Source organism: Lactiplantibacillus sp. YT640 (genome assembly GCF_049745435.1).
In the GTDB taxonomy this organism is placed as follows: Bacteria; Bacillota; Bacilli; order Lactobacillales; family Lactobacillaceae; genus Lactiplantibacillus; species Lactiplantibacillus plantarum.
In genome coordinates, this window is record NZ_JBMNVY010000013.1 from 48,790 (window position 1) to 68,741 (window position 19,952).

A 19,952-nucleotide genomic window follows, 5' to 3' on the forward strand; every position below is an offset into this window, starting at 1 on the left:
GGATGGGAACCGTGGAAAAACAAAACTTGATTTTAGCGTTTGAGTCCAGTTGTGACGAGACTAGTGTGGCAGTGATCAAAGATGGCCATGAGATTTTATCCAACGTGATTGCAACGCAGATTAATAGTCACAAACGGTTTGGTGGCGTGGTTCCTGAAGTTGCCAGCCGTCATCATATTGAACAAATTACAATTTGTATTGAAGCCGCACTTCAAGAGGCACACGTGACGTATGCTGACCTTGATGCTGTTGCCGTGACGTATGGCCCCGGTCTAGTGGGGGCACTGTTAGTCGGTGTTAATGCAGCTAAGACAGTGGCATACGCGCACCAATTACCGCTGATTCCAGTTAACCATATGGCCGGGCACATTTATGCCGCTCGGTTTGTTAAGCCATTCGAATTTCCGCTAATGGCACTATTAGTTTCTGGCGGTCATACTGAATTGGTCTACATGCAAGCAGATGGGCAGTTTGAGATTATTGGTGAGACACGTGACGATGCGGCTGGAGAAGCTTATGATAAAATCGGTCGGGTATTGGGTGTTCCATATCCGGCAGGTAAAGTCATTGACGAGATGGCACATGCAGGTCACGACACTTTCAAATTTCCGCGAGCAATGATTGATGAAGATAATTACGATTTTAGTTTTAGTGGGCTGAAGAGTGCGTTCATCAATACGGTCCATCACGCAGATCAAATTGGCGCGACTCTGGATAAGAACGATTTAGCGGCTAGCTTTCAGGCCAGCGTGGTTGATGTTCTGATGAGTAAAACGTTACGAGTCCTCAAACAATATCCAGTTAAGCAATTAGTCTTAGCCGGTGGCGTTGCAGCTAATCAGGGGCTACGTGAACGGTTACAACAAGATTTACCAACCGCTTTTCCTGACACCGAACTAATCTTAGCGCCTCTAAAGTTATGCGGTGATAATGGTGCCATGATTGGTGCTGCGGGCTATGTTCAATATCAGCATCACCAATTCGGCGACGCGGCGCTGAATGCCGATCCAAGCTTAGAATTTGATTGGATGCCAGGTATGTTGAAGTAATGAAGCAGTTATAAACGGGTGTGAAAAGTCAGTCCTTTTCACACCCGTTTTAGTATCTTTTCATTAATTATGATTGAAAGGTGCCGGTTAGGTGGATTCCTGTTCGTCAGCAATGCGCGTCCGATTCCGACCTCCGGGGCTGGGTGACAATTGCTGGAACGTAAGCCGACGTCGATTTGAGCTAACGCATAACCCGCGTCATCTCAAATACGAGTCTTATTCTAAGCCGGAAGCAACCCACTTCCAGCTAAGAATAATTTGGCTACTGAGCATTGTCACCCAGCCTCTCCAGTCGGGAAGCCGCTCGAATGGCTGATGAACGGCCACTGAACTCAGTACAATTTGTCGTTGGCTATTTTGATACTGAACCCTTTAAGTTAAATATCAGAGTGCCTTCTCCACTTTTTCGAAATATTCAATTATTACTACGGTAATTCAGAAATAGTGAGTTATCACAAGACCTTTTCAATCTGACAGTTGATTGATAAAATTAACGTTTATGAAAAACAACGACAAATTCAGCAAAAGTTGGGTATATCCTTGTCAGCCATTCGAACGCTATCCCGACTGGAGGTCGGTGTAGGACGAACTAACTAAGCAAGTTTACACTAACTTGAACTGTTTCCAGCGGGCTTAAGCTGGTCATTTTTGATTCTAGGAATCATCCTCTTTCAATCATGATTTATGCCGCGGATAGGGGCAAAATAATAGTCGCCTCAAGAATTATATTAATTCTTGAGGCGACTATTATTTTTATCTGATGAGTCGTTGGAAAATTAGCTCAATTCTTCTAAAGCTTCAGCTTGTTCGGTCCATTCGGTTTCAACTTGTTCTTGTTGAGTATTGATGGCTTCAAGTTCTTTTTGTAGGTCTTGTAGTTTACCAACATCGGCCGATACTTCAGGTTGCGCCATTTCAGTTTGAATCTGTGTGGCTTGTTCATCTAAGGCAGTCATCTGTTCTTCCAGGGCGGCAACTGAGCGCTCAAGCTTGCGTTTTTCACGTTGTTGCTGCTTGCTGGCTTGGTAATTTTGCTGGCCTTTGGAGCGGGGAGCAGCAGTTGTGGCACTGGTTGAATCCGCTGCACCGGCTTCAGCAGCTTTTTCGGCCGCTTGGCTAGCAGCCGCAGCCGCGATTTCAGCTTGCTCTTGTTTCTTGTCGATGTAGTAGTCGTAATCACCTAAGAAGAGTTCCGTGCCTTCCGGAGAAACCTCTACGACACTCGTGGCGACTTGGTTAATGAAGTAGCGGTCATGTGACACGAACAAAAGGGTGCCGTCAAAGTCGTTGAGGGCGACTTCCAAAACTTCACGGCTATCGATATCCAAGTGGTTAGTTGGTTCATCTAAGATTAAGAAGTTGTCATTTTGCATGGCAAGTTTGGTCAACAGTAACCGGGCTCGTTCTCCACCAGATAGGGCATGAACGGGTTTATCAACATCTTCACCAGTGAAGAGAAAACTGCCCAAAATGGTACGAATGTCTTTTTCAGGAGTGGTGGGATGTTCATCCCAAAGTTCACTGAGGACGGTTTTTTTGTCGTTTAAATTACGTTGCTCTTGATCGTAGTAGCCCGTAACGACGTTGGTGCCAAAAACGGCCTGGCCTTTAATGAATGGAATCTGTCCCAAAATACTCTTTAGGAAAGTCGATTTTCCAATACCGTTCGGTCCAACGATGGCAATAGCTTCATGTTTCTTAATATTCAAGTTGTCGGGTTCCGAAAGAATCTGACCATCATAGCCCACGGCTGCATCTTTGACGGTCAACACAATGTTGCCGCTTTGTTTAGCCGCATGAAAGCCAAAGTGGGCAGTCTTCTCGTCACTATCAGGGCGGTCAAGGCAGTCCATCTTTGCTAACTGCTTACGCCGAGCCTGGGCCCGTTTTGTCGTAGAAGCACGCACGATGTTACGATTAACAAAGTCTTCAAGCTTGCTGATCTCCGCTTGTTGCTTTTCATAATGTTTCCATTGTGCTTGGATTCGAGCCGCTTTTTCTTGCACAAACTGGTCGTAGTTACCAGTGTAGTGCACCATTTCATGGTGTGATAAGTCATAGACTTCGTTAACGACCCGGTCTAAGAAATAACGGTCATGGCTAACGATTAGCAGCGCACCAGAGTAAGACTGGAGATAGCTTTCCAACCAAGTAAGGGTTTCGACGTCCAAGTGGTTCGTCGGTTCGTCAAGGATAAGCAAGTCCCGTTTTTCAAGTAACAACTTGGCCAAGGCCAACTGGGTCTTTTGTCCACCGGATAGTGCCGTCACCGACTTATCGTACACATCGGCGTCGAATTGGAAGCCGTGCAACACGCCCCGAATCTCAGCTTGGTAGCCGTACCCGTTTTTTTGTTGAAATTCAGTTTGAATCTGATCATAGGTTTTCAGGGTCTGTTGATAAGCCTGCTCATCATTCATGATTGCGGGGTCGCTCAATTGATTTTCGAGCTGGTGCATCCGTTTTTCGATGGCATGTAACTCAGCAAAGACACTACTCATTTCTTCCCAAATCGTATTGTTACTATCCAGTCCTTGGTCTTGCGCCAAGTAACCGATTGTTAAGCCCTTGCGCATTGAAATATGGCCTTCGTCCGGTACCGTTTCGCCGGCAATCATTTTAAGTAAGGTTGATTTTCCGGCCCCGTTTCGACCGACAAGGGCCACCCGAGCGTGTTCTTGAATATCCATTTGTACGTTATCGAACAAGACATCGGCGCCAAAACGCCGCATAACTTGCTGTACTTGTAGTAAAATCACGCTTTATTAAGCTCCTTTCACATTTAATTCGTGACATAATTGTAGCATATTGTAACGGCCTGACCCAATTATTCGGAATAATAAGTAATTATTATTTCACAAAGTCACGCGTTATGCTAGAATAGTGTCAGCAAATTCACAAACTTTTAATTAGGAGGACACGTCCGAATGGCAGAAACAAAAATTCCACGGGCAACGGCAAAACGGTTACCGATTTATTACCGCTATTTAAATATCTTGCTAGATGCAGATAAGAAGCGGGTCTCATCGACCGAGTTGTCCGAGGCGGTTAAAGTAGATTCAGCAACGATTCGGCGAGATTTCTCGTATTTTGGGGCGCTCGGCAAACGAGGGTATGGATACGATGTTGAAACGTTACTTGCATTTTTCAAAAAGATTTTAAATCAAGACACCTTAACGAATGTTGCTTTAATTGGGGTCGGTAATTTGGGCCACGCCCTACTGAACTTTAATTTTCACAAAAACAGTAATGTCCGCATTTCAGCAGCATTTGATGTCAACGAGGCGATTGCCAATACAGTCCAAAGTGGGGTTCCAGTGTACCCAATGACGGAGCTCAAAAAGCAATTGATCGAACAACAGATTGAGATTGCTATCTTAACGGTGCCAACCACGGTTGTTCAGAAAATTACCGATGACTTGGTTGATGCAAACGTCAAAGGAATCATGAACTTTACGCCGTTACGAATCTCCGTTCCTGAGACAGTACGGGTTCAGAACGTTGATTTGACCAACGAATTACAAACATTGATCTACTTCATTGAACATTACGGTCAGCAATTAGGTGACAATGGTAATGACGATGAAAATGAGACTGAAGATTAATAACTCGCTTTATCTTTGAAATTAAATGGCTATAAAAAGGCCTCTCTGAATTATTCAGGGAAGCCTTTTTAACATACTTAGATCACGAATCATTGATTGTAACGTATAAATATTCGGTGAAAATTAACGTTGAAACGCTAGGTTAGCGCTACCTAGTAATGATACTAGTGCAGTAAGCCTAATAATGTGGGTAACACAACCGATGCGTTCATTAGGATGTGAGCCGTCATCGATGTTTGAATCCGACCGGTGTGCTGGTATAACCAGCAGAATAATAACCCGATAAAGGCATAGAGGATAAAGTGACCATCCGCATGTGCAAAGCTAAATAGCACACTAGAAATCAAGGCCGCCCCAATCTGACCAGTAACCGCACTTAGATTGCCAAAGATAACTTTGCGGAAGACGATTTCTTCCATAATCGGGGCACCGACAATGATGGCTAAGAAGAAAGCGGGATATTGTTGCCCAACAGTTAAGAGGGTGGTCGTGTTGGTTGACGCTGTTGACTGTCCCAGTAAAGCCGTCATTTTTAAAATGATGACTTGACCAACGATGACTAGGACAAGACCGATCAATCCCCAGATGAACGTCATGAACCAGTTACTTGGTTGTTTTTCAACAACGTTTTTTGTCCGCATGCGACTCGCCAACCAGATGAGTAGGATTGCACCGACTAAGTAGTCGACCGTTTGAATCACGAATACTTGGGCCCCTAGCTGATGGAAAGCAGTCACAAGGACGCTCGGTAGTGCGTAAATAATAAAGTAGATGATAAGAATAAAGATTGATTGGCGGCGATTAACCATCAAGTCACGTCCTTTTAAAAGTTTGATTTAAGATTTATTGATACTTCAATAGTATTCATTATAGTCGATTTGACATTCTTTGACTAATAATTGACAAATCACTTGCAATCTTGAATTAAAATGATATAGTTGACAATGTAATTAGCACTTGAGGTTGAGGAGTGCTAAAAAAGAATAAATGGAGGGATTCACGTGTTAAAACCATTAGGAGATCGCGTTATCTTGCAACAACAAGAAGAAGAAGAACAAACAATTGGCGGTATTGTCATTGCCAATAACGCTAAGGAAAAGCCCCAAAGCGGTAAGGTTGTTGCCGTCAATGACGGTCGTGTTTTAGATAACGGGACAAAAGTTGACCCCAGCGTGAAGGTCGGCGATCAAGTATTATTCGATAAGTATGCCGGTACCGAAGTCAAGTATCAAGGTGCTAAGTATTTGGTATTGCACGAAAAAGATATTGTTGCAATCGAAGACTAATCCATTTAAATTGCGCAACTTAAAATAAATTAAATTCATGAGGTGAATAGAGATAATGGCTAAAGAATTAAAGTTCTCTGAAGATGCACGTTCAGCGATGCTAAAAGGTGTCGATCAATTAGCTGACACAGTTAAGTCAACGTTAGGTCCTAAGGGTCGCAACGTTGTTTTGGAACAATCATATGGTTCACCAACAATTACTAATGATGGTGTAACGATTGCTAAGGCGATCGAATTAGACGATCATTTCGAAAACATGGGTGCTAAGTTAGTTTCTGAAGTTGCTTCAAAGACTAATGACATCGCTGGTGATGGGACGACTACTGCAACGGTCTTAACACAATCAATCGTTAATGAAGGTATGAAGAACGTTACGGCCGGTGCTAACCCTGTTGGCATTCGTCGTGGGATTGAAGAAGCTACTAAGACGGCGGTTGACTCATTACACGCTATGGCACACGAAGTTAAGACGCAAGAAGATATTGCGCAAATCGCTTCTGTATCTTCAGCAAGTGAAGAAACTGGTAAATTGATTGCCGAAGCCATGGAAAAAGTTGGTCATGACGGTGTTATCACGATTGAAGAATCACGTGGTGTTGATACTAGCTTAGACGTTGTTGAAGGGATGCAATTCGACCGCGGCTACTTATCACAATACATGGTTACTGATAATGATAAGATGGAGGCGGATCTTGACAATCCATATATCTTAATTACTGATAAGAAGATTTCAAACATTCAAGATATCTTACCACTATTACAATCCATCGTTGAACAAGGCAAGCCATTGTTGATCATTGCTGATGACATTTCTGGTGAAGCTTTACCAACCTTAGTCTTGAACAAGATGCGTGGGACGTTTAACGTTGTCGCCGTTAAGGCACCCGGTTTTGGTGATCGGCGTAAGGAACAATTACAAGATATCGCTATCTTAACTGGCGGGACGGTTATCACTGACGACCTTGGCCTTGAATTGAAGGACACGACCATCGATCAATTAGGTCAAGCCAACAAAGTTACGGTTACTAAGGATAACACCACCATTGTTGAAGGCGCTGGTTCCAAGGATGCTATCTCAGAACGGGTTGAATTTATCCGTAACCAAATCGGTGAAACAACTTCTGACTTTGACAAAGAAAAGTTACAAGAACGTTTAGCTAAATTAGCTGGTGGGGTTGCCGTTGTTCGTGTCGGTGCCGCTACTGAAACTGAATTGAAGGAACGTAAATACCGGATTGAAGATGCTTTGAACGCAACTCGGGCCGCCGTTGAAGAAGGCTTTGTTGCTGGTGGTGGTACTGCTTTGATTAACGTTATCAAAGATGTTGCTGCATTGAAGGAAACTGGTGACGTTCAAACTGGGATCAACATTGTTAAACGTGCTTTGGAAGAACCAGTTCGCCAAATCGCTGAAAATGCTGGTTTGGAAGGCTCTGTTATCGTTGAAAAGATGAAGGAACAAAAGCCAGGTGTTGGTTTCAACGCCGCAACTGATGAATGGGTTGACATGATCAAAGCTGGTATCGTGGACCCAACTAAGGTAACGCGTTCTGCTTTACAAAATGCCGCTTCTGTTTCAGCCCTTCTCTTAACGACTGAAGCCGTTGTCGCTGAAAAACCTGAAGAAAATGCACCAGCTGCACCAGCCGCACCAAACCCAGGTATGGGCGGTATGATGTAAACAAATCGTAACATTAAGCACTTACTCGGCTGAGTAAGTGCTTTTTTAGTGCTGTTAGGGTGTGAATCGACTAGAATAAAGGTATTGATTTATCCATATTAGAGCGGTAGGATTAGTCGTTAACGCAAAATGTGGGTGCGGTGAAGCACCCGACATTTAACTGGTAGTATTTGGCAGGGTAAAGTAGTAGAATCTACTTTGACTCAGTTTACTTTGGGATAATTATTTTGGAATAAAGGAGTTATTATCATGTGGCGTTATTTAAAGCGGTTAGTTATTGGGAAACCGTTAAAAACCATGGACGAGGGTGGGCAAGCACTCACCAAGTTCAAGGCACTGGCGCTGCTATCGTCAGATGCGCTATCATCGGTGGCTTACGGTACTGAACAGATTACGACCGTTTTGATTACACTTTCAGCGGCCGCGTTGATGTATCAATTGTACGTGGCGGCGCTTGTGTTAGTGCTGTTGTTTGCTATTACGATGTCGTACCGACAAATTATTCGGGCTTATCCATCTGGCGGTGGCGCCTACGTGGTGGCAAGTACGAACTGGGGGCGGCCAGCCGGATTAGTTGCCGGGGGATCACTGCTGGTTGATTATATGCTGACCGTAGCGGTTTCCGTCACTTCTGGTACTGAAGCAATCACGTCGGCGATTCCGGCGCTAGCTAATTATCAAGTATTGATTGCCGTACTGATTGTCATCGCCATCATGGCGTTAAATTTGCGTGGAATGCGCGAATCCGCATCATTCTTAACGTTTCCCGTTTATTTTTTCATTATTATGATTATCGGCATGATTCTATGGGGCGTTATGAATATTGCGAGTGGTAACTTAACTTACCACGCCTCCGCAGCAGTTGGAGCACCGGTTCAAGGGATGACCTTGGTGCTGTTCTTACGGGCCTTTTCTTCCGGTTCGTCTTCGCTGACTGGGGTGGAAGCAATCAGTAATGCGGTGCCAAACTTCAAACGACCGAAACGCAAGAATGCGGCGAACACGTTAGCAATTATGTCATTAGTCTTGGCCGTCTTCTTTGGTGGTATTACTTATTTAAGTTATTACTTAGGCGTTAAACCACAAGTAGACAATACCGTCTTGTCACAAATTGCTACGGCGGTCTTTGGTCACGGCTTATTCTACTACTTGTTACAATTATCGACGGCGTTAATTCTGGCCGTTGCGGCAAATACTGGTTTTTCAGCCTTTCCAATTTTAGCTTATAACTTGGCTAAAGATAAATTTCTACCACATGCTTACATGGATCGTGGGGACCGCTTGGGCTACTCCAATGGGATTATCTCATTGGCGGTCGGGGCAATTGCGTTGATCTTTATCTTTCATGGGAAGACGACGCTTTTGATTCCACTTTATGCGGTGGGGGTCTTTGTCCCATTTACTTTGTCGCAATCTGGTATGATTATTCATTGGTTCCGCGAACGGGGGCAATGGTGGTGGATGAAGGCGGCGGTAAACTTACTTGGGGCGTTGATTTCGATTCTCCTAGTGATTTTCCTATTCTTGCTACATTTCGGCAATGTTTGGCCATACTTAATCGTTATGCCACTCTTACTGTACATGTTCTACCGAATCCACGTGCACTATAACCGGGTTGCGGCCCAGTTACGCGTGGTTGCCAAGGAAAAAGCGACGATTCATGATTATGACGGTGCAACGGTGATCGTCCTCGTCTCGAATGTGACGCGGGTAACTGCTCAAGCAGTCAACTACGCGCGATCCATCGGAGATTACGTCATTGCGATGCACGTGTCCTTTGATGAGAACCCTGAAAAGGAACACAAGACGGCGGCAGAGTTCAAAGAGACCTTCCCAGACGTCCGTTTCGTGGACATCCATTCGTCGTATCGGTCGATTGCAACACCGACGTTACGATTCTGCGATGTGATTGCTAAACGAGCAGCGGAACGCAACTTCTCGACAACGGTTCTTGTCCCACAATTCGTGCCGAAGAAACCATGGCAGAATATTTTGCATAATCAAACGAGTCTCCGATTACGAGCGGTATTAAATTCTCGTGAAAATATTATTGTTTCAACTTATAATTACCATTTAAAAGAATAGTGACTTAGTATTGAAACCCGGTATAGCTACCGGGTTTTTATTTTTGTGTCATAATATGAGTAACTAAGGTTATAATTTAGATACTTAATCAGCCCAGTGACCGGCAAATGTGAACGAATTGTGTTGCCTTTACTAAGTTTTAGTGAAGCGAGTTGTCAAGCGTCACTGGGATTTGTATAATTATCGTAATAGAGTGAGAAGGGAGTTACGCACAAATGATCAGATTTGAAATCCTAGTAAGCCTAGTGGCGACCATGATACTTTCTGCGATCTTGACGCCGTTTGTGCGGAAACTTGCATTTAAAATTGGTGCCGTGGATAAACCAAATGTACGACGGGTCAATAAAATTCCAATGCCGACAATGGGAGGCTTGGCTATTTTTATCTCTTACACCGTTGGGACGACTGTGTTGTATCTCATGCACCAGTTTCCCAGTCGCATTTTTTTCGCACTACTCGGTGGTGAGCTGATCATTATTGCGACTGGTGTTATCGATGATATTTATGAGCTAAAACCACGGCAAAAAATGTTAGGGATTACGTTAGCCGCTTTGGAGGTCTACTTTATTGGTGGTATCCGAATGACGACCTTCACGTTCCCGTTGCTGGGGCTGATTCACTTTCAGTGGCTGAGTTTACCGGTGACTTTACTGTGGATACTGGCTATCACGAACGCGGTGAACTTAATTGATGGACTGGATGGGCTAGCTACCGGTGTTTCGATTATTTCGTTGAGTACCATGGGGATCATCGGGTTGTTCTTCTTGAATGCTAATATGTTCGTTTCGTTGTTGATTTTTACTTTAGTTGCGGCGATGATTGGCTTTCTTCCGTATAATTTCTTTCCAGCTAGAATTTATCTCGGTGATACCGGTTCGTTGTTTATCGGTTTTATGACGGCTGTGTTCTCATTATTTGGATTGAAAAATGTCACCTTAATCTCAGTTGGTATTCCGGTTATGATCCTGGGAGTGCCAATTACGGATACGGTGTATGCGATGATTCGACGGATCCTGAATAAGAAGCCCATTTCGCAAGCGGATAAGCATCATTTGCACCACCGCTTGATGCAATTAGGATTGACCCATCGACAGACTGTGATGGTAATTTATGGGATTGCACTTATTTTCTCATTTATTTCATTGCTCTATCCGATCTCATCTATTTGGGGTTCTGTGTTATTGACGATTGGTTTATTATTTGGGCTAGAGTTATTCGTTGAAGCAATCGGATTAGCTGGTGACAATCGGCAACCGCTACTGGATTGGATCAAACGGACCGTCGCGCGTTTGACCTCCAAGAGTAATCATTAAAAACCAAATAAATCATTGAAAATTATTAAAGTGTTACAGGCATCTACCGTGTGATTAGCGGTGATGCCTGTTTTTAGTTGGTCATCAGTTGGTTCATCAATTTTAACTTTACCAAAACTATACAAGCAATTTACACAATCGTCATTCACAATTTACAAACGATTAGTAATATTAAGCATGTTCCGAAGCAATCAATTACGTGTAACCGTCGGATGGTGATGTTGCTCCATCACTAGTCGTAGCACTCCTACCCAGTTTTGCTATGATGGTTGCCGGGTTGGTTGCTTAATTTTGATAGTCAATTGAAGAAGGGGAGTTTCAATTATGAAAAAAGCACTGACACTCGGCGCATTGGCAGTAACGATGACCATTTTACTAGCTGGTTGCGGCAGTAGCTCAGCCACAAGTACGAAGAGTACTAGTAGCAGTAGTGGTAGTTCCAAGACTACTAAGATCGTTGCAACTGGTTCAACCGCTTTACAACCATTAGTGGAACAGGCTGGACAGGCTTACCAGAACGAACATGCTAACGTGACCATTAACGTTCAGGGTGGTGGTTCAGGAGCAGGCTTAAGTCAGGTGGCGAAGGGTTCAGTCAATATTGGGAACTCTGATTTATTTGCACAGGAACAAAAGGGGTTAAACGCCAAAGGGTTAGTTGACCATAAAGTGGCTGTTGTGGGGATGGCACCCGTTATTAATAAGGATGCCGGTGTCACTAATATTTCAAAAGAACAACTTATCAAGATTTTCCAAGGCAAGATCACTAACTGGAAAGATGTTGGCGGTAAGGACGAAAAGATTACCGTCGTTAACCGTGCTCAAGGTAGTGGGACCCGGGCGACGTTTGAAAAATGGGGATTAGACAACGCGAAGGTCGCAACTAGCCAAGAACAAGATTCGAATGGGACCGTTCAAAAAATTGTTAGCACCACGCCTGGTGCCATCAGTTACTTAGCATTCTCATACGTTAAGAGTGACGTTCAGGCGCTTTCTATTGATAACGTCAAACCAACCGAAGCTAACGTAGCGACGAACAAGTGGAAGATTTGGGCTTATGAACACATGTATACTAAGGGGCAACCAACTGGGGAGTTGAAGAACTTCTTAACTTACATGACTTCTAAAGCCGTTCAAGGTAGTTTAGTTGAGAAATTAGGATATATTCCATTGACTTCGATGAAGGTTGATCGTGGCCAATCTGGTGCAATCACTAATTTAAAATAAATAACAGACAAAAAGTCGAGCGATAGCTCGACTTTTTTTATGGGCCGCAATTAGTGCAACGCGGACTTTAACAATGAAAAAACAAATCATCGGCTCAAGTGCTGGGTGTTATTGTTAAGACGAGTTGGCTGTTTCGATTTTGACTGCCAATCAAAGTTTGTGAGGCTCCCAATTATATATAACCAGCAATCTAGTTGCCAGGCGTAGTGACCGGAATTTCTGTAAATTGTTCACCTTGCTCCGAAAAGGTAACTTGACCGCTCAAGAGGTTAGTGATGTCCTGCTGAATCGTTGCAATTTCGGATTGAGTGACTGCGATGATTTGTGTGACTTGAACACCGTAGTCGGTATTCAGAGTCGTTAGCTTATTTTGTTGTAAATAGTAGGTTAAAGCATCGACGTTACGATAGTCGAGCGTGATGGCGATGCGGGTTTGTAAGATTCGCTGAACCTTACCACTGACTTCAATTGCTTGCGCGGGGGTGCCATTATAAGCTCGGATCAGTCCACCGGCGCCAAGCTTGATACCACCAAAATAACGGGTCACGACCGCAAGCACGTCGTGTAGCTCGTTGGTCTTGAGCACTTCTAAGATTGGTGAGCCCGCAGTTCCGACCGGTTCACCGTCATCACTCATCCGCTGAATATGATCATCATCACCAAGCATGTAGGCGAAACAGTTGTGGTTGGCCTTAGGATTATCTGCTCGAACAGCGGCAATCTTAGCTTGAGCATCCACTTCGTCACTGATGCGGTATAGATGAGCGATGAAGCGAGACTTTTTGATGGTTTGTTCAAATACCGTGTCTTGGGTGATGGTGTAGTAGAGTTTAGTCAAATTAATCGGTTCCTTTCGTGAATAAATCGTTAAATGGCGTACTTGATAACTAAGGAGGTGCGCACGATGGAAGCACAAGTCTTATACGGTCGTCAGCTCGCATTATCTGCAAATGAGGCTGCCGCAGTACCTGCTGGCACGCAGATACTGCCAGCCATGCAGGTTGATGAACATCAAATTATCTGTCAGCGTTGCGGCAGTCACTTGGACCGACTGCGAGCCCAATTACCCAATCAGCAATATTACTGTTATCAATGTTTAAATTTAGGTCGAGTGAGTACACTAGTTAAACTCTATCATATGCCAGAACCGAATGCTTTTGCAACGGTCCCGGTTTGCACGTGGCAAGGAACCCTAACGCCCCAGCAAGCGGACTGCGCGCAATCAATCAAAGCTAACTTCATGGCGCATAAACGGCAATTATTATGGGCGGTGACGGGAGCTGGAAAAACTGAAATGCTGTTTCCAGGTATTGCGTGGGCGTTAGCGCATCAGTGGCGGGTCGCCATTGCTTCACCACGAGTCGATGTTTGCTTAGAGTTAGCACCCCGGCTCCAGGCGGCCTTTGCTGATGTTCAAATTGCTGTGCTACATGGCCGCAATCCCGATCCCTATCAGTATACGCAGCTGACGATTTGTACGACGCATCAATTGCTACGTTTTCGTCAGGCGTTTGACGTATTGATCATTGATGAAGTTGACGCGTTTCCGTTTGCTGCCAATCCCCGTTTGGCGTTTGCAGTGAATCAGGCAGCTAAGGTGGAGGGGGCCATTCTTTATTTGACCGCGACGCCCAGCCAAAGTTTGTTGTCCCAAGTTCATCGTGGTGAGCTTGCAATCAGTTATTTACCATTGCGGTTTCACCAACATTTATTACCGGCAATTAAGGTTAAGCTACAGCCAAATTGGGCTCGGCTGTTGCAACAAGGAAAATTACCACGAGACCTTATCCGGCAACTCCAACAGTATCAACAACAGCACCAGCGCTTTTTACTATTTGTCCCGCGCATCCAACAATTAGCGCCAGTGTTTGCGGTACTCCAACACTATTTTCCCCATATGACCGGAGAGACGGTGTACTCAGCCGATCCTGAGCGACTGACTAAGGTTCAACAAATGCGGAACCAGCAGTTTCAATACTTAGTTACGACGACGATATTGGAACGAGGGGTGACGTTTCCGGGAATCGATGTGATTGTGCTTGGTGCGGACGACGAAGTGTTTTCTACGGCGGCCCTCGTCCAGATTGCAGGACGGGTCGGACGCAGCAGTGAGCGTCCGACTGGCCTCGTCTGGTTTATTTGTCACAGTCATAGCCGCAATATCAAACGCGCTCAGCGCCAGATTCGGGTGATCAATCGAAAGGGGCGACAATTACGTGCTAGCATGCCTACTGTGTCACAACATTATCACGACTAAGTTTACGTTGCCCTGGATTCTTAGTTGGCAGCCGGTTATGCGGCCGGTCGTCTGCTCGGTTTGTTGGCGGCAATTTGTACGCATCGATCGGGCAACGGCATGTTCCAAATGTGGACGTGCTCAAAAACGACCACAACCGTGTACAGATTGTCAGCGGTGGCCTGAAATCGGTCCCTTTCATAACGAGGCGTTGTTCGAATATAATGATGCGATGCATGATTATTTTCAACGCTATAAATTTCAGGGTGATTATCAATTACGCCAAGTTTTTGCGAAGATCATGCAACAAGCAGTGGTACAACGGTGTGCTGAGATATGCTTAGTGGTACCTGTCACGCCCACAACATTGCAAACACGGGGCTTTAATCAAGTTGCCGGCTGGTTAGCCGCACCCCTCGCGCCCGGGTTAATGACCCAGGCAACAGCGAAGTCAGTGCCACAATCTAAGAAAGACCGGCAAGCGCGGTTGAGAACACCACAACCATTCAAGATGGCTCCTAATACGATTTTGGCCGGCCGGCGGGTATTATTAGTAGATGACATCTATACTACCGGCCGAACGATGCGCCACGCGGCAACGCTACTTTTGGAAAACGGTGCCAAGAGCGTGACGGGGCTAACGCTAGCACGTTAATTTCGAGGGAAAGTGGTATTTGGATTGTTTATTATAGCGCTTTCTATTATAATGAATTTAAGCAAAGTAATTAAAGAGTGGTCCTTTAATTACTTTGGGTACACAGCAATGTGTGTGAAGGGAGAGAAGATCTATGCTAAATTTTAATATTCGCGGTGAAAATATCGAAGTGACCCAAGCAATTCGGGACTACGTTCAAAAACGGGTGGGTAAGTTACAGAAGTACTTTGACAATAATGTTGACTCAATTGCCCATGTCAACTTAAAAGTTCACCCAGACAAGACGGCTAAAGTCGAAGTCACCATTCCACTTCCCTATTTAGTTCTCCGGGCAGAAGAAACTTCTCCTGATATGTATGCTAGTGTTGATTTGGTTACTGACAAGTTGGAACGCCAAATCCGCAAGTATAAAACTAAAGTTAACCGCAAATCCCGTGAAAAGGGTTATAAAGCGATTGATTTTGCAGCGACTGATGAAACAGTTGCCGCTGCCGACAATGATCAGGACGATAAGTTAGACGTTGTACGTACGAAGCGAGTGGCTTTAAAGCCAATGGATAATGAAGAAGCGATTCTGCAAATGGATATGCTCGGCCATGACTTCTTTATCTACGAAGACGCGGAAACGGACGCAATTAACATCGTCTATCGGCGTAACGATGGTCGTTACGGTTTGATTGAAACCGACGACAATCACTAATTTTAAAAGCGCAACTTATAAGGACTGGTCAGTTGACCAGTTCTTTATTTTTATCCCGGAACGCCCGTATAACATATTGTGATCATGAGAGTGACTTAGCCCGCGTTAGTAAGCTGAAGTTCGACTCACGGCACGTTTTTGCCAGCGACTCAAGACAGTTAAGCAAATATTGATAGAATTAAAGAACACGGGTCAGTGATTGTTGGGCTGTGGTTAAAGACTAATATTTAGTTAAGGATGTAAATAAAACGGTCGACGGTATCGGTTACATAGGGGCCTGTGGTTTTCATTGCTAGTAAATAATGGTAAAATGACAGATGGTATTTTATTTTGAAATGGACAATTGAAATTAAAATTAAGATTAATTATTTGGAGAGGATACGTAAATGGCCAACATTTTAAAACGCTGGGTTGAAAGCGACAAGCGGACTATTCGGCGTCTGGATAAGATTGCTAATAAAGTTGAAGCTTATGCCGACGAATACGGCAAGTTAAGTGATGCTGACTTGCAAGCGAAGACCCCAGAATTTCGTGAACGGTACAAGGAGGGCGAATCGCTCGACGATTTGCTGCCCGAAGCATTTGCAACGGCGCGTGAAGGTGCGAAGCGGGTACTTGGTTTATACCCATTCCACGTTCAAATCCTCGGTGGAATCGTTTTGCATCAAGGTGACATTGCTGAAATGAAGACTGGTGAAGGGAAGACCTTAACGGCCACTATGCCAGTTTATTTGAATGCCATCTCTGGTAAGGGTGTTCACGTTGTGACAGTTAATGAATACTTATCAGCGCGTGATGCGACTGAAATGGGTGAACTGTATAACTGGTTAGGGATGAGCGTCGGAATCAACGGGGCTGAAAAGTCGCCTGAAGAAAAGCGTGCCGCTTATAACGCCGATATTACTTATTCGACGAACGGTGAAATTGGGTTCGATTACTTACGTGATAACATGGTGGTCTACCGTGAAGACATGGTGCAACGACCACTTAATTTTGCCATCATTGATGAAGTTGACTCAATCCTAATTGATGAAGCCCGGACACCATTGATTATTTCTGGTCAATCAGAAGGTACAACGGGAATGTATAAGCGGGCTGACCGTTTTGCTAAGACGTTGAAGAAGGATGAAGATTACAAGGTTGACTTGGAATCTAAGACGGTCGCATTATTAGACGAAGGGATTCGGAAGGCTGAAAAATACTTTGGCTTGGAAAACCTTTACGATACTGATAATACGGCGTTGAACCATTACTTGGATGAAGCTTTGCGTGCGAACTACATCATGTTGAAAGATAAAGACTACGTGATTTCAGACGGTCAGGCGTTGATCGTTGATTCCTTTACGGGGCGGATCATGGATGGTCGGCGGTTCTCAGACGGGTTACACCAAGCAATTGAAGCTAAGGAACACGTTGAGATTCAAGAAGAAACCAAGACGATGGCAAATATCACGTACCAAAACTTATTCCGGATGTACAAAAAGTTATCTGGGATGACTGGGACGGCCAAGACGGAACAAGAAGAATTCCGCGAAATCTATAACATGGAAGTTATTACGATTCCAACAAACCGCCCGATGATTCGTGATGACCGTTCAGATTTGCTTTACCCAACGTTACAAAGCAAATTCAACGCGGTCGTTAAAGAAATCAAACAGCTCCATGAAAAGGGCCAACCAATGTTAATTGGGACCGTTGCCGTGGAAACGTCAGAATACTTATCGCATCGTTTGGATGAGGAAAACATTCCACACGTGGTCTTGAACGCCAAGAACCATGCGAAGGAAGCTGACATTGTTGCAAACGCCGGTCAACGTGGTGCGGTTACCATTGCCACCAACATGGCTGGTCGGGGGACCGATATCAAGTTGGGACCTGGTGTCAAAGAAGTCGGGGGGCTCGCCGTTATTGGGACTGAACGTCATGAGTCCCGCCGGATCGATAACCAATTGCGGGGCCGTGCTGGTCGTCAAGGTGATCCTGGTATGTCACAATTCTACCTCTCACTTGAAGACGATTTGATGCTACGGTTCGGTTCAGAACGAATCAAGAACTTCCTGCAACGGATGAATGTTGAAGATGATGATGCGGTTATTCAATCACGGATGATTACTCGACAGGTTGAGTCCGCTCAAAAACGGGTTGAAGGGAACAACTATGACTCCCGGAAGAACGTTCTACAATATGATGATGTTATGCGGGCTCAACGTGAAGTGATTTACGGCGAGCGGCAACAAGTCATTATGGAAGAAAAATCTTTAAAGCCCGTTATCATGCCAATGATCAAGCGGACCGTTGAACGGACCGTTCAGTTACACATGCAAGGCGATGCCAAGGACTGGGATTTAGATGCAGTTGTTGACTTTGCCCAAGCTGCTATGGTGAAGGAAGATTCAATTAGTGTGGCTGACTTGAAAGGTAAGTCGCCAGCAGAGGTTGAAGCTTACTTGATGGACCGGGTCGATAAGATTTATGCGGACAAGGCTAAACAGCTTTACGATGCGGGTCAGATGCTAGAATTTGAAAAAGTCGTTATTCTGCGAGTGGTCGATTCTCATTGGACGGATCACATTGATGCGATGGATCAATTACGGCAATCGATCGGTTTACGGGGCTATGGTCAATTGAATCCGTTAGTTGAATATCAACGAGACGGTTACCAGATGTTTGAAGAAATGGTTGCGGATATTGATTATGATACGACGCGACTCTTCATGAAGTCTGAAATTCGCCAAAATATTCAGCGTTAAAATTTAACGTTAGTGCTAGCGAGTCTAAGACTAAGGTCTTAGGCTCGTTTTACAGTTAAACCAGATATTAAATAATTAATAAATAAGTTGAAAGAAGGGTCCTTTGTGGAATTAAGTGAATATAAACACCTGATTGAAGAAATGCAAAGTGCTGTCGACGACTTTAGGGGGTCGCTTTGACTTAGATGCTTTGAACGAAAGCATTCAAGAAAATGAAGCTCGAATGGCCGAACCCGGTTTTTGGGACGACCAGGCTGCCGCCCAGAAAGTCATCGATGAGAATAACGTGTTGAAAGGAAAGTATGATACGTTTAAGCAATTAGCTGATGAAGTCGGTGACTTGGCAGTCGCTTATGAGTTACTGAGTGAGGAACCCGATGCTGAGATGCAGGCTGAGTTTGAAACGGACTTTCAGCACGCTGAACATGATTTACAACAGTACCGGCTCAACTTACTTTTGGACGGTCCGTACGACCGCAATAATGCTATTTTAGAAATCCATCCCGGAGCTGGTGGGACCGAATCCCAAGATTGGGGTGCGATGCTACTAAGAATGTACACGCGCTGGGCTGCGAGTCACAATTTCAAAGTCGAGACTGTTGACTACCAAGCTGGTGATGAGGCAGGCATTAAGAGTGTGACTTTATTAATTAGCGGGCACAATGCTTATGGTTATTTGCGGTCAGAAAAAGGGGTTCATCGTCTTGTTCGGATTTCGCCGTTCGATGCGGCTGGTCGGCGCCACACATCTTTTGCGAGTGTTGATGTGATGCCTGAGTTAGATGATACCGTGGATGTTGATATTCGACCTGAAGATTTGAAGATTGACGTTTATCGAGCCAGTGGGGCCGGTGGACAACATGTCAACAAGACTTCTTCAGCGGTTCGGATTACCCACGTGCCAACGGGAATCGTCGTTGCCAGTCAAGCACAACGTTCACAATTACAGAACCGACAAACAGCATTGAACATGTTGCGAGCGAAGTTGTACGAACGTGAAGAAGAGAAGAAGGCTAAGGAACGGGCGGCCATCCAAGGTGAGCAAATGGACATTGGGTGGGGCTCACAAATTCGCTCCTACGTTTTTCATCCGTATACGATGATCAAGGATCACCGGACTAATTATGAATCACATGATGGTCAGGCTGTCATGGATGGTGATCTTGATCCGTTTATGGATGCTTACTTACAATGGAAATTAGCCCAACGTAATCCGCAATAGATTGCACAAATACTAAGGTGACCTATCATTGCGCAGGTCGTCTTAGTATTTTTTTGGCTACTAGGGTCCGTCTTAAAACTACTTAAGTAAGATGCAAATTGAGGCAATGTAGACCGTAGCCAGATAAACATGAGCGAGCTTAT

15 protein-coding genes are annotated in these 19,952 nt (G+C 44.6%); 12 read left to right on the forward strand and 3 right to left on the reverse strand.

Annotated features, from left to right (window positions below):
* The first annotated feature begins 2 nt into the window (after positions 1 to 2).
* On the forward strand, positions 3 to 1,049 hold the full coding sequence (gene tsaD / locus ACOV1R_RS09650; RefSeq protein ID WP_003640980.1) for a tRNA (adenosine(37)-N6)-threonylcarbamoyltransferase complex transferase subunit TsaD: 1,047 nt from the start codon (positions 3 to 5) through the stop codon (positions 1,047 to 1,049).
* 776 nt (positions 1,050 to 1,825) lie between these two features.
* Here the strand turns inward: tsaD and ACOV1R_RS09655 are convergent.
* The gene (locus ACOV1R_RS09655) at positions 1,826 to 3,808 is read right to left on the reverse strand and encodes an ABC-F family ATP-binding cassette domain-containing protein (RefSeq protein WP_054519018.1); all 1,983 of its coding nucleotides are present in this window, start codon (positions 3,806 to 3,808) and stop codon (positions 1,826 to 1,828) included.
* Between the two features lie 168 nt (positions 3,809 to 3,976).
* Between ACOV1R_RS09655 and ACOV1R_RS09660 the strand changes: the two genes are divergently transcribed.
* Positions 3,977 to 4,654, forward strand: coding sequence for a redox-sensing transcriptional repressor Rex (locus ACOV1R_RS09660; RefSeq protein ID WP_003640983.1), 678 nt, complete (start codon positions 3,977 to 3,979; stop codon positions 4,652 to 4,654).
* 164 nt (positions 4,655 to 4,818) lie between these two features.
* Here the strand turns inward: ACOV1R_RS09660 and ACOV1R_RS09665 are convergent, their stop codons facing one another.
* Positions 4,819 to 5,463 (reverse strand): CPBP family intramembrane glutamic endopeptidase, encoded by a 645-nt coding sequence (locus ACOV1R_RS09665; protein WP_003640984.1) that lies wholly within the window; start codon positions 5,461 to 5,463, stop codon positions 4,819 to 4,821.
* A 192-nt stretch (positions 5,464 to 5,655) separates the two neighbouring features.
* Between ACOV1R_RS09665 and groES the strand changes: the two genes are divergently transcribed.
* The 5 genes from groES (at position 5,656) to ACOV1R_RS09690 (ending at position 12,246) form a co-directional block, all read left to right on the forward strand.
* Positions 5,656 to 5,940 carry a co-chaperone GroES gene (gene groES / locus ACOV1R_RS09670; RefSeq protein ID WP_003640985.1) on the forward strand — a complete coding sequence of 95 codons (285 nt, stop codon included), beginning with the start codon at positions 5,656 to 5,658 and terminating at the stop codon, positions 5,938 to 5,940.
* A 55-nt stretch (positions 5,941 to 5,995) separates the two neighbouring features.
* The gene (gene groL, locus ACOV1R_RS09675; RefSeq protein WP_003640986.1) at positions 5,996 to 7,621 is read left to right on the forward strand and encodes a chaperonin GroEL; all 1,626 of its coding nucleotides are present in this window, start codon (positions 5,996 to 5,998) and stop codon (positions 7,619 to 7,621) included.
* Between the two features lie 249 nt (positions 7,622 to 7,870).
* Entirely contained in the window at positions 7,871 to 9,706 is a 1,836-nt protein-coding gene (locus ACOV1R_RS09680) for an APC family permease (RefSeq protein ID WP_003646071.1), read from the forward strand.
* A 215-nt stretch (positions 9,707 to 9,921) separates the two neighbouring features.
* Positions 9,922 to 11,019: a glycosyltransferase family 4 protein gene (locus ACOV1R_RS09685; RefSeq protein WP_003640988.1), complete on the forward strand. Its 1,098-nt coding sequence runs from the start codon at positions 9,922 to 9,924 to the stop codon at positions 11,017 to 11,019.
* Positions 11,020 to 11,343: 324 nt separating this feature from the next.
* Positions 11,344 to 12,246: a phosphate ABC transporter substrate-binding protein gene (locus ACOV1R_RS09690; RefSeq protein ID WP_054519020.1), complete on the forward strand. Its 903-nt coding sequence runs from the start codon at positions 11,344 to 11,346 to the stop codon at positions 12,244 to 12,246.
* Positions 12,247 to 12,436: 190 nt separating this feature from the next.
* Here the strand turns inward: ACOV1R_RS09690 and ACOV1R_RS09695 are convergent, their stop codons facing one another.
* The gene (locus ACOV1R_RS09695; protein WP_217203350.1) at positions 12,437 to 13,084 is read right to left on the reverse strand and encodes a YigZ family protein; all 648 of its coding nucleotides are present in this window, start codon (positions 13,082 to 13,084) and stop codon (positions 12,437 to 12,439) included.
* Between the two features lie 66 nt (positions 13,085 to 13,150).
* On the opposite strand from ACOV1R_RS09695, the gene ACOV1R_RS09700 reads away from it, so the two are divergent.
* From ACOV1R_RS09700 to prfB, 5 genes are all read left to right on the forward strand, one after another.
* Entirely contained in the window at positions 13,151 to 14,503 is a 1,353-nt protein-coding gene (locus tag ACOV1R_RS09700; RefSeq protein WP_016526950.1) for a DEAD/DEAH box helicase, read from the forward strand.
* Entirely contained in the window at positions 14,463 to 15,137 is a 675-nt protein-coding gene (locus tag ACOV1R_RS09705; RefSeq protein WP_003643951.1) for a ComF family protein, read from the forward strand. Before ACOV1R_RS09700 ends, ACOV1R_RS09705 begins: the two co-directional genes overlap by 41 nt.
* 133 nt (positions 15,138 to 15,270) lie before the next feature.
* On the forward strand, positions 15,271 to 15,837 hold the full coding sequence (gene hpf, locus ACOV1R_RS09710; RefSeq protein WP_003637821.1) for a ribosome hibernation-promoting factor, HPF/YfiA family: 567 nt from the start codon (positions 15,271 to 15,273) through the stop codon (positions 15,835 to 15,837).
* A gap of 386 nt (positions 15,838 to 16,223) precedes the next feature.
* The gene (gene secA, locus ACOV1R_RS09715) at positions 16,224 to 18,587 is read left to right on the forward strand and encodes a preprotein translocase subunit SecA (RefSeq protein ID WP_003646073.1); all 2,364 of its coding nucleotides are present in this window, start codon (positions 16,224 to 16,226) and stop codon (positions 18,585 to 18,587) included.
* Between the two features lie 105 nt (positions 18,588 to 18,692).
* Positions 18,693 to 19,809 (forward strand): peptide chain release factor 2 gene (gene prfB / locus ACOV1R_RS09720; protein WP_097558200.1). Its coding sequence is split into 2 segments (ribosomal slippage): positions 18,693 to 18,764 and positions 18,766 to 19,809, totalling 1,116 coding nucleotides; the frame shifts between segments, so codons are not numbered across the junction.
* Positions 19,810 to 19,952 lie beyond the last annotated feature (143 nt).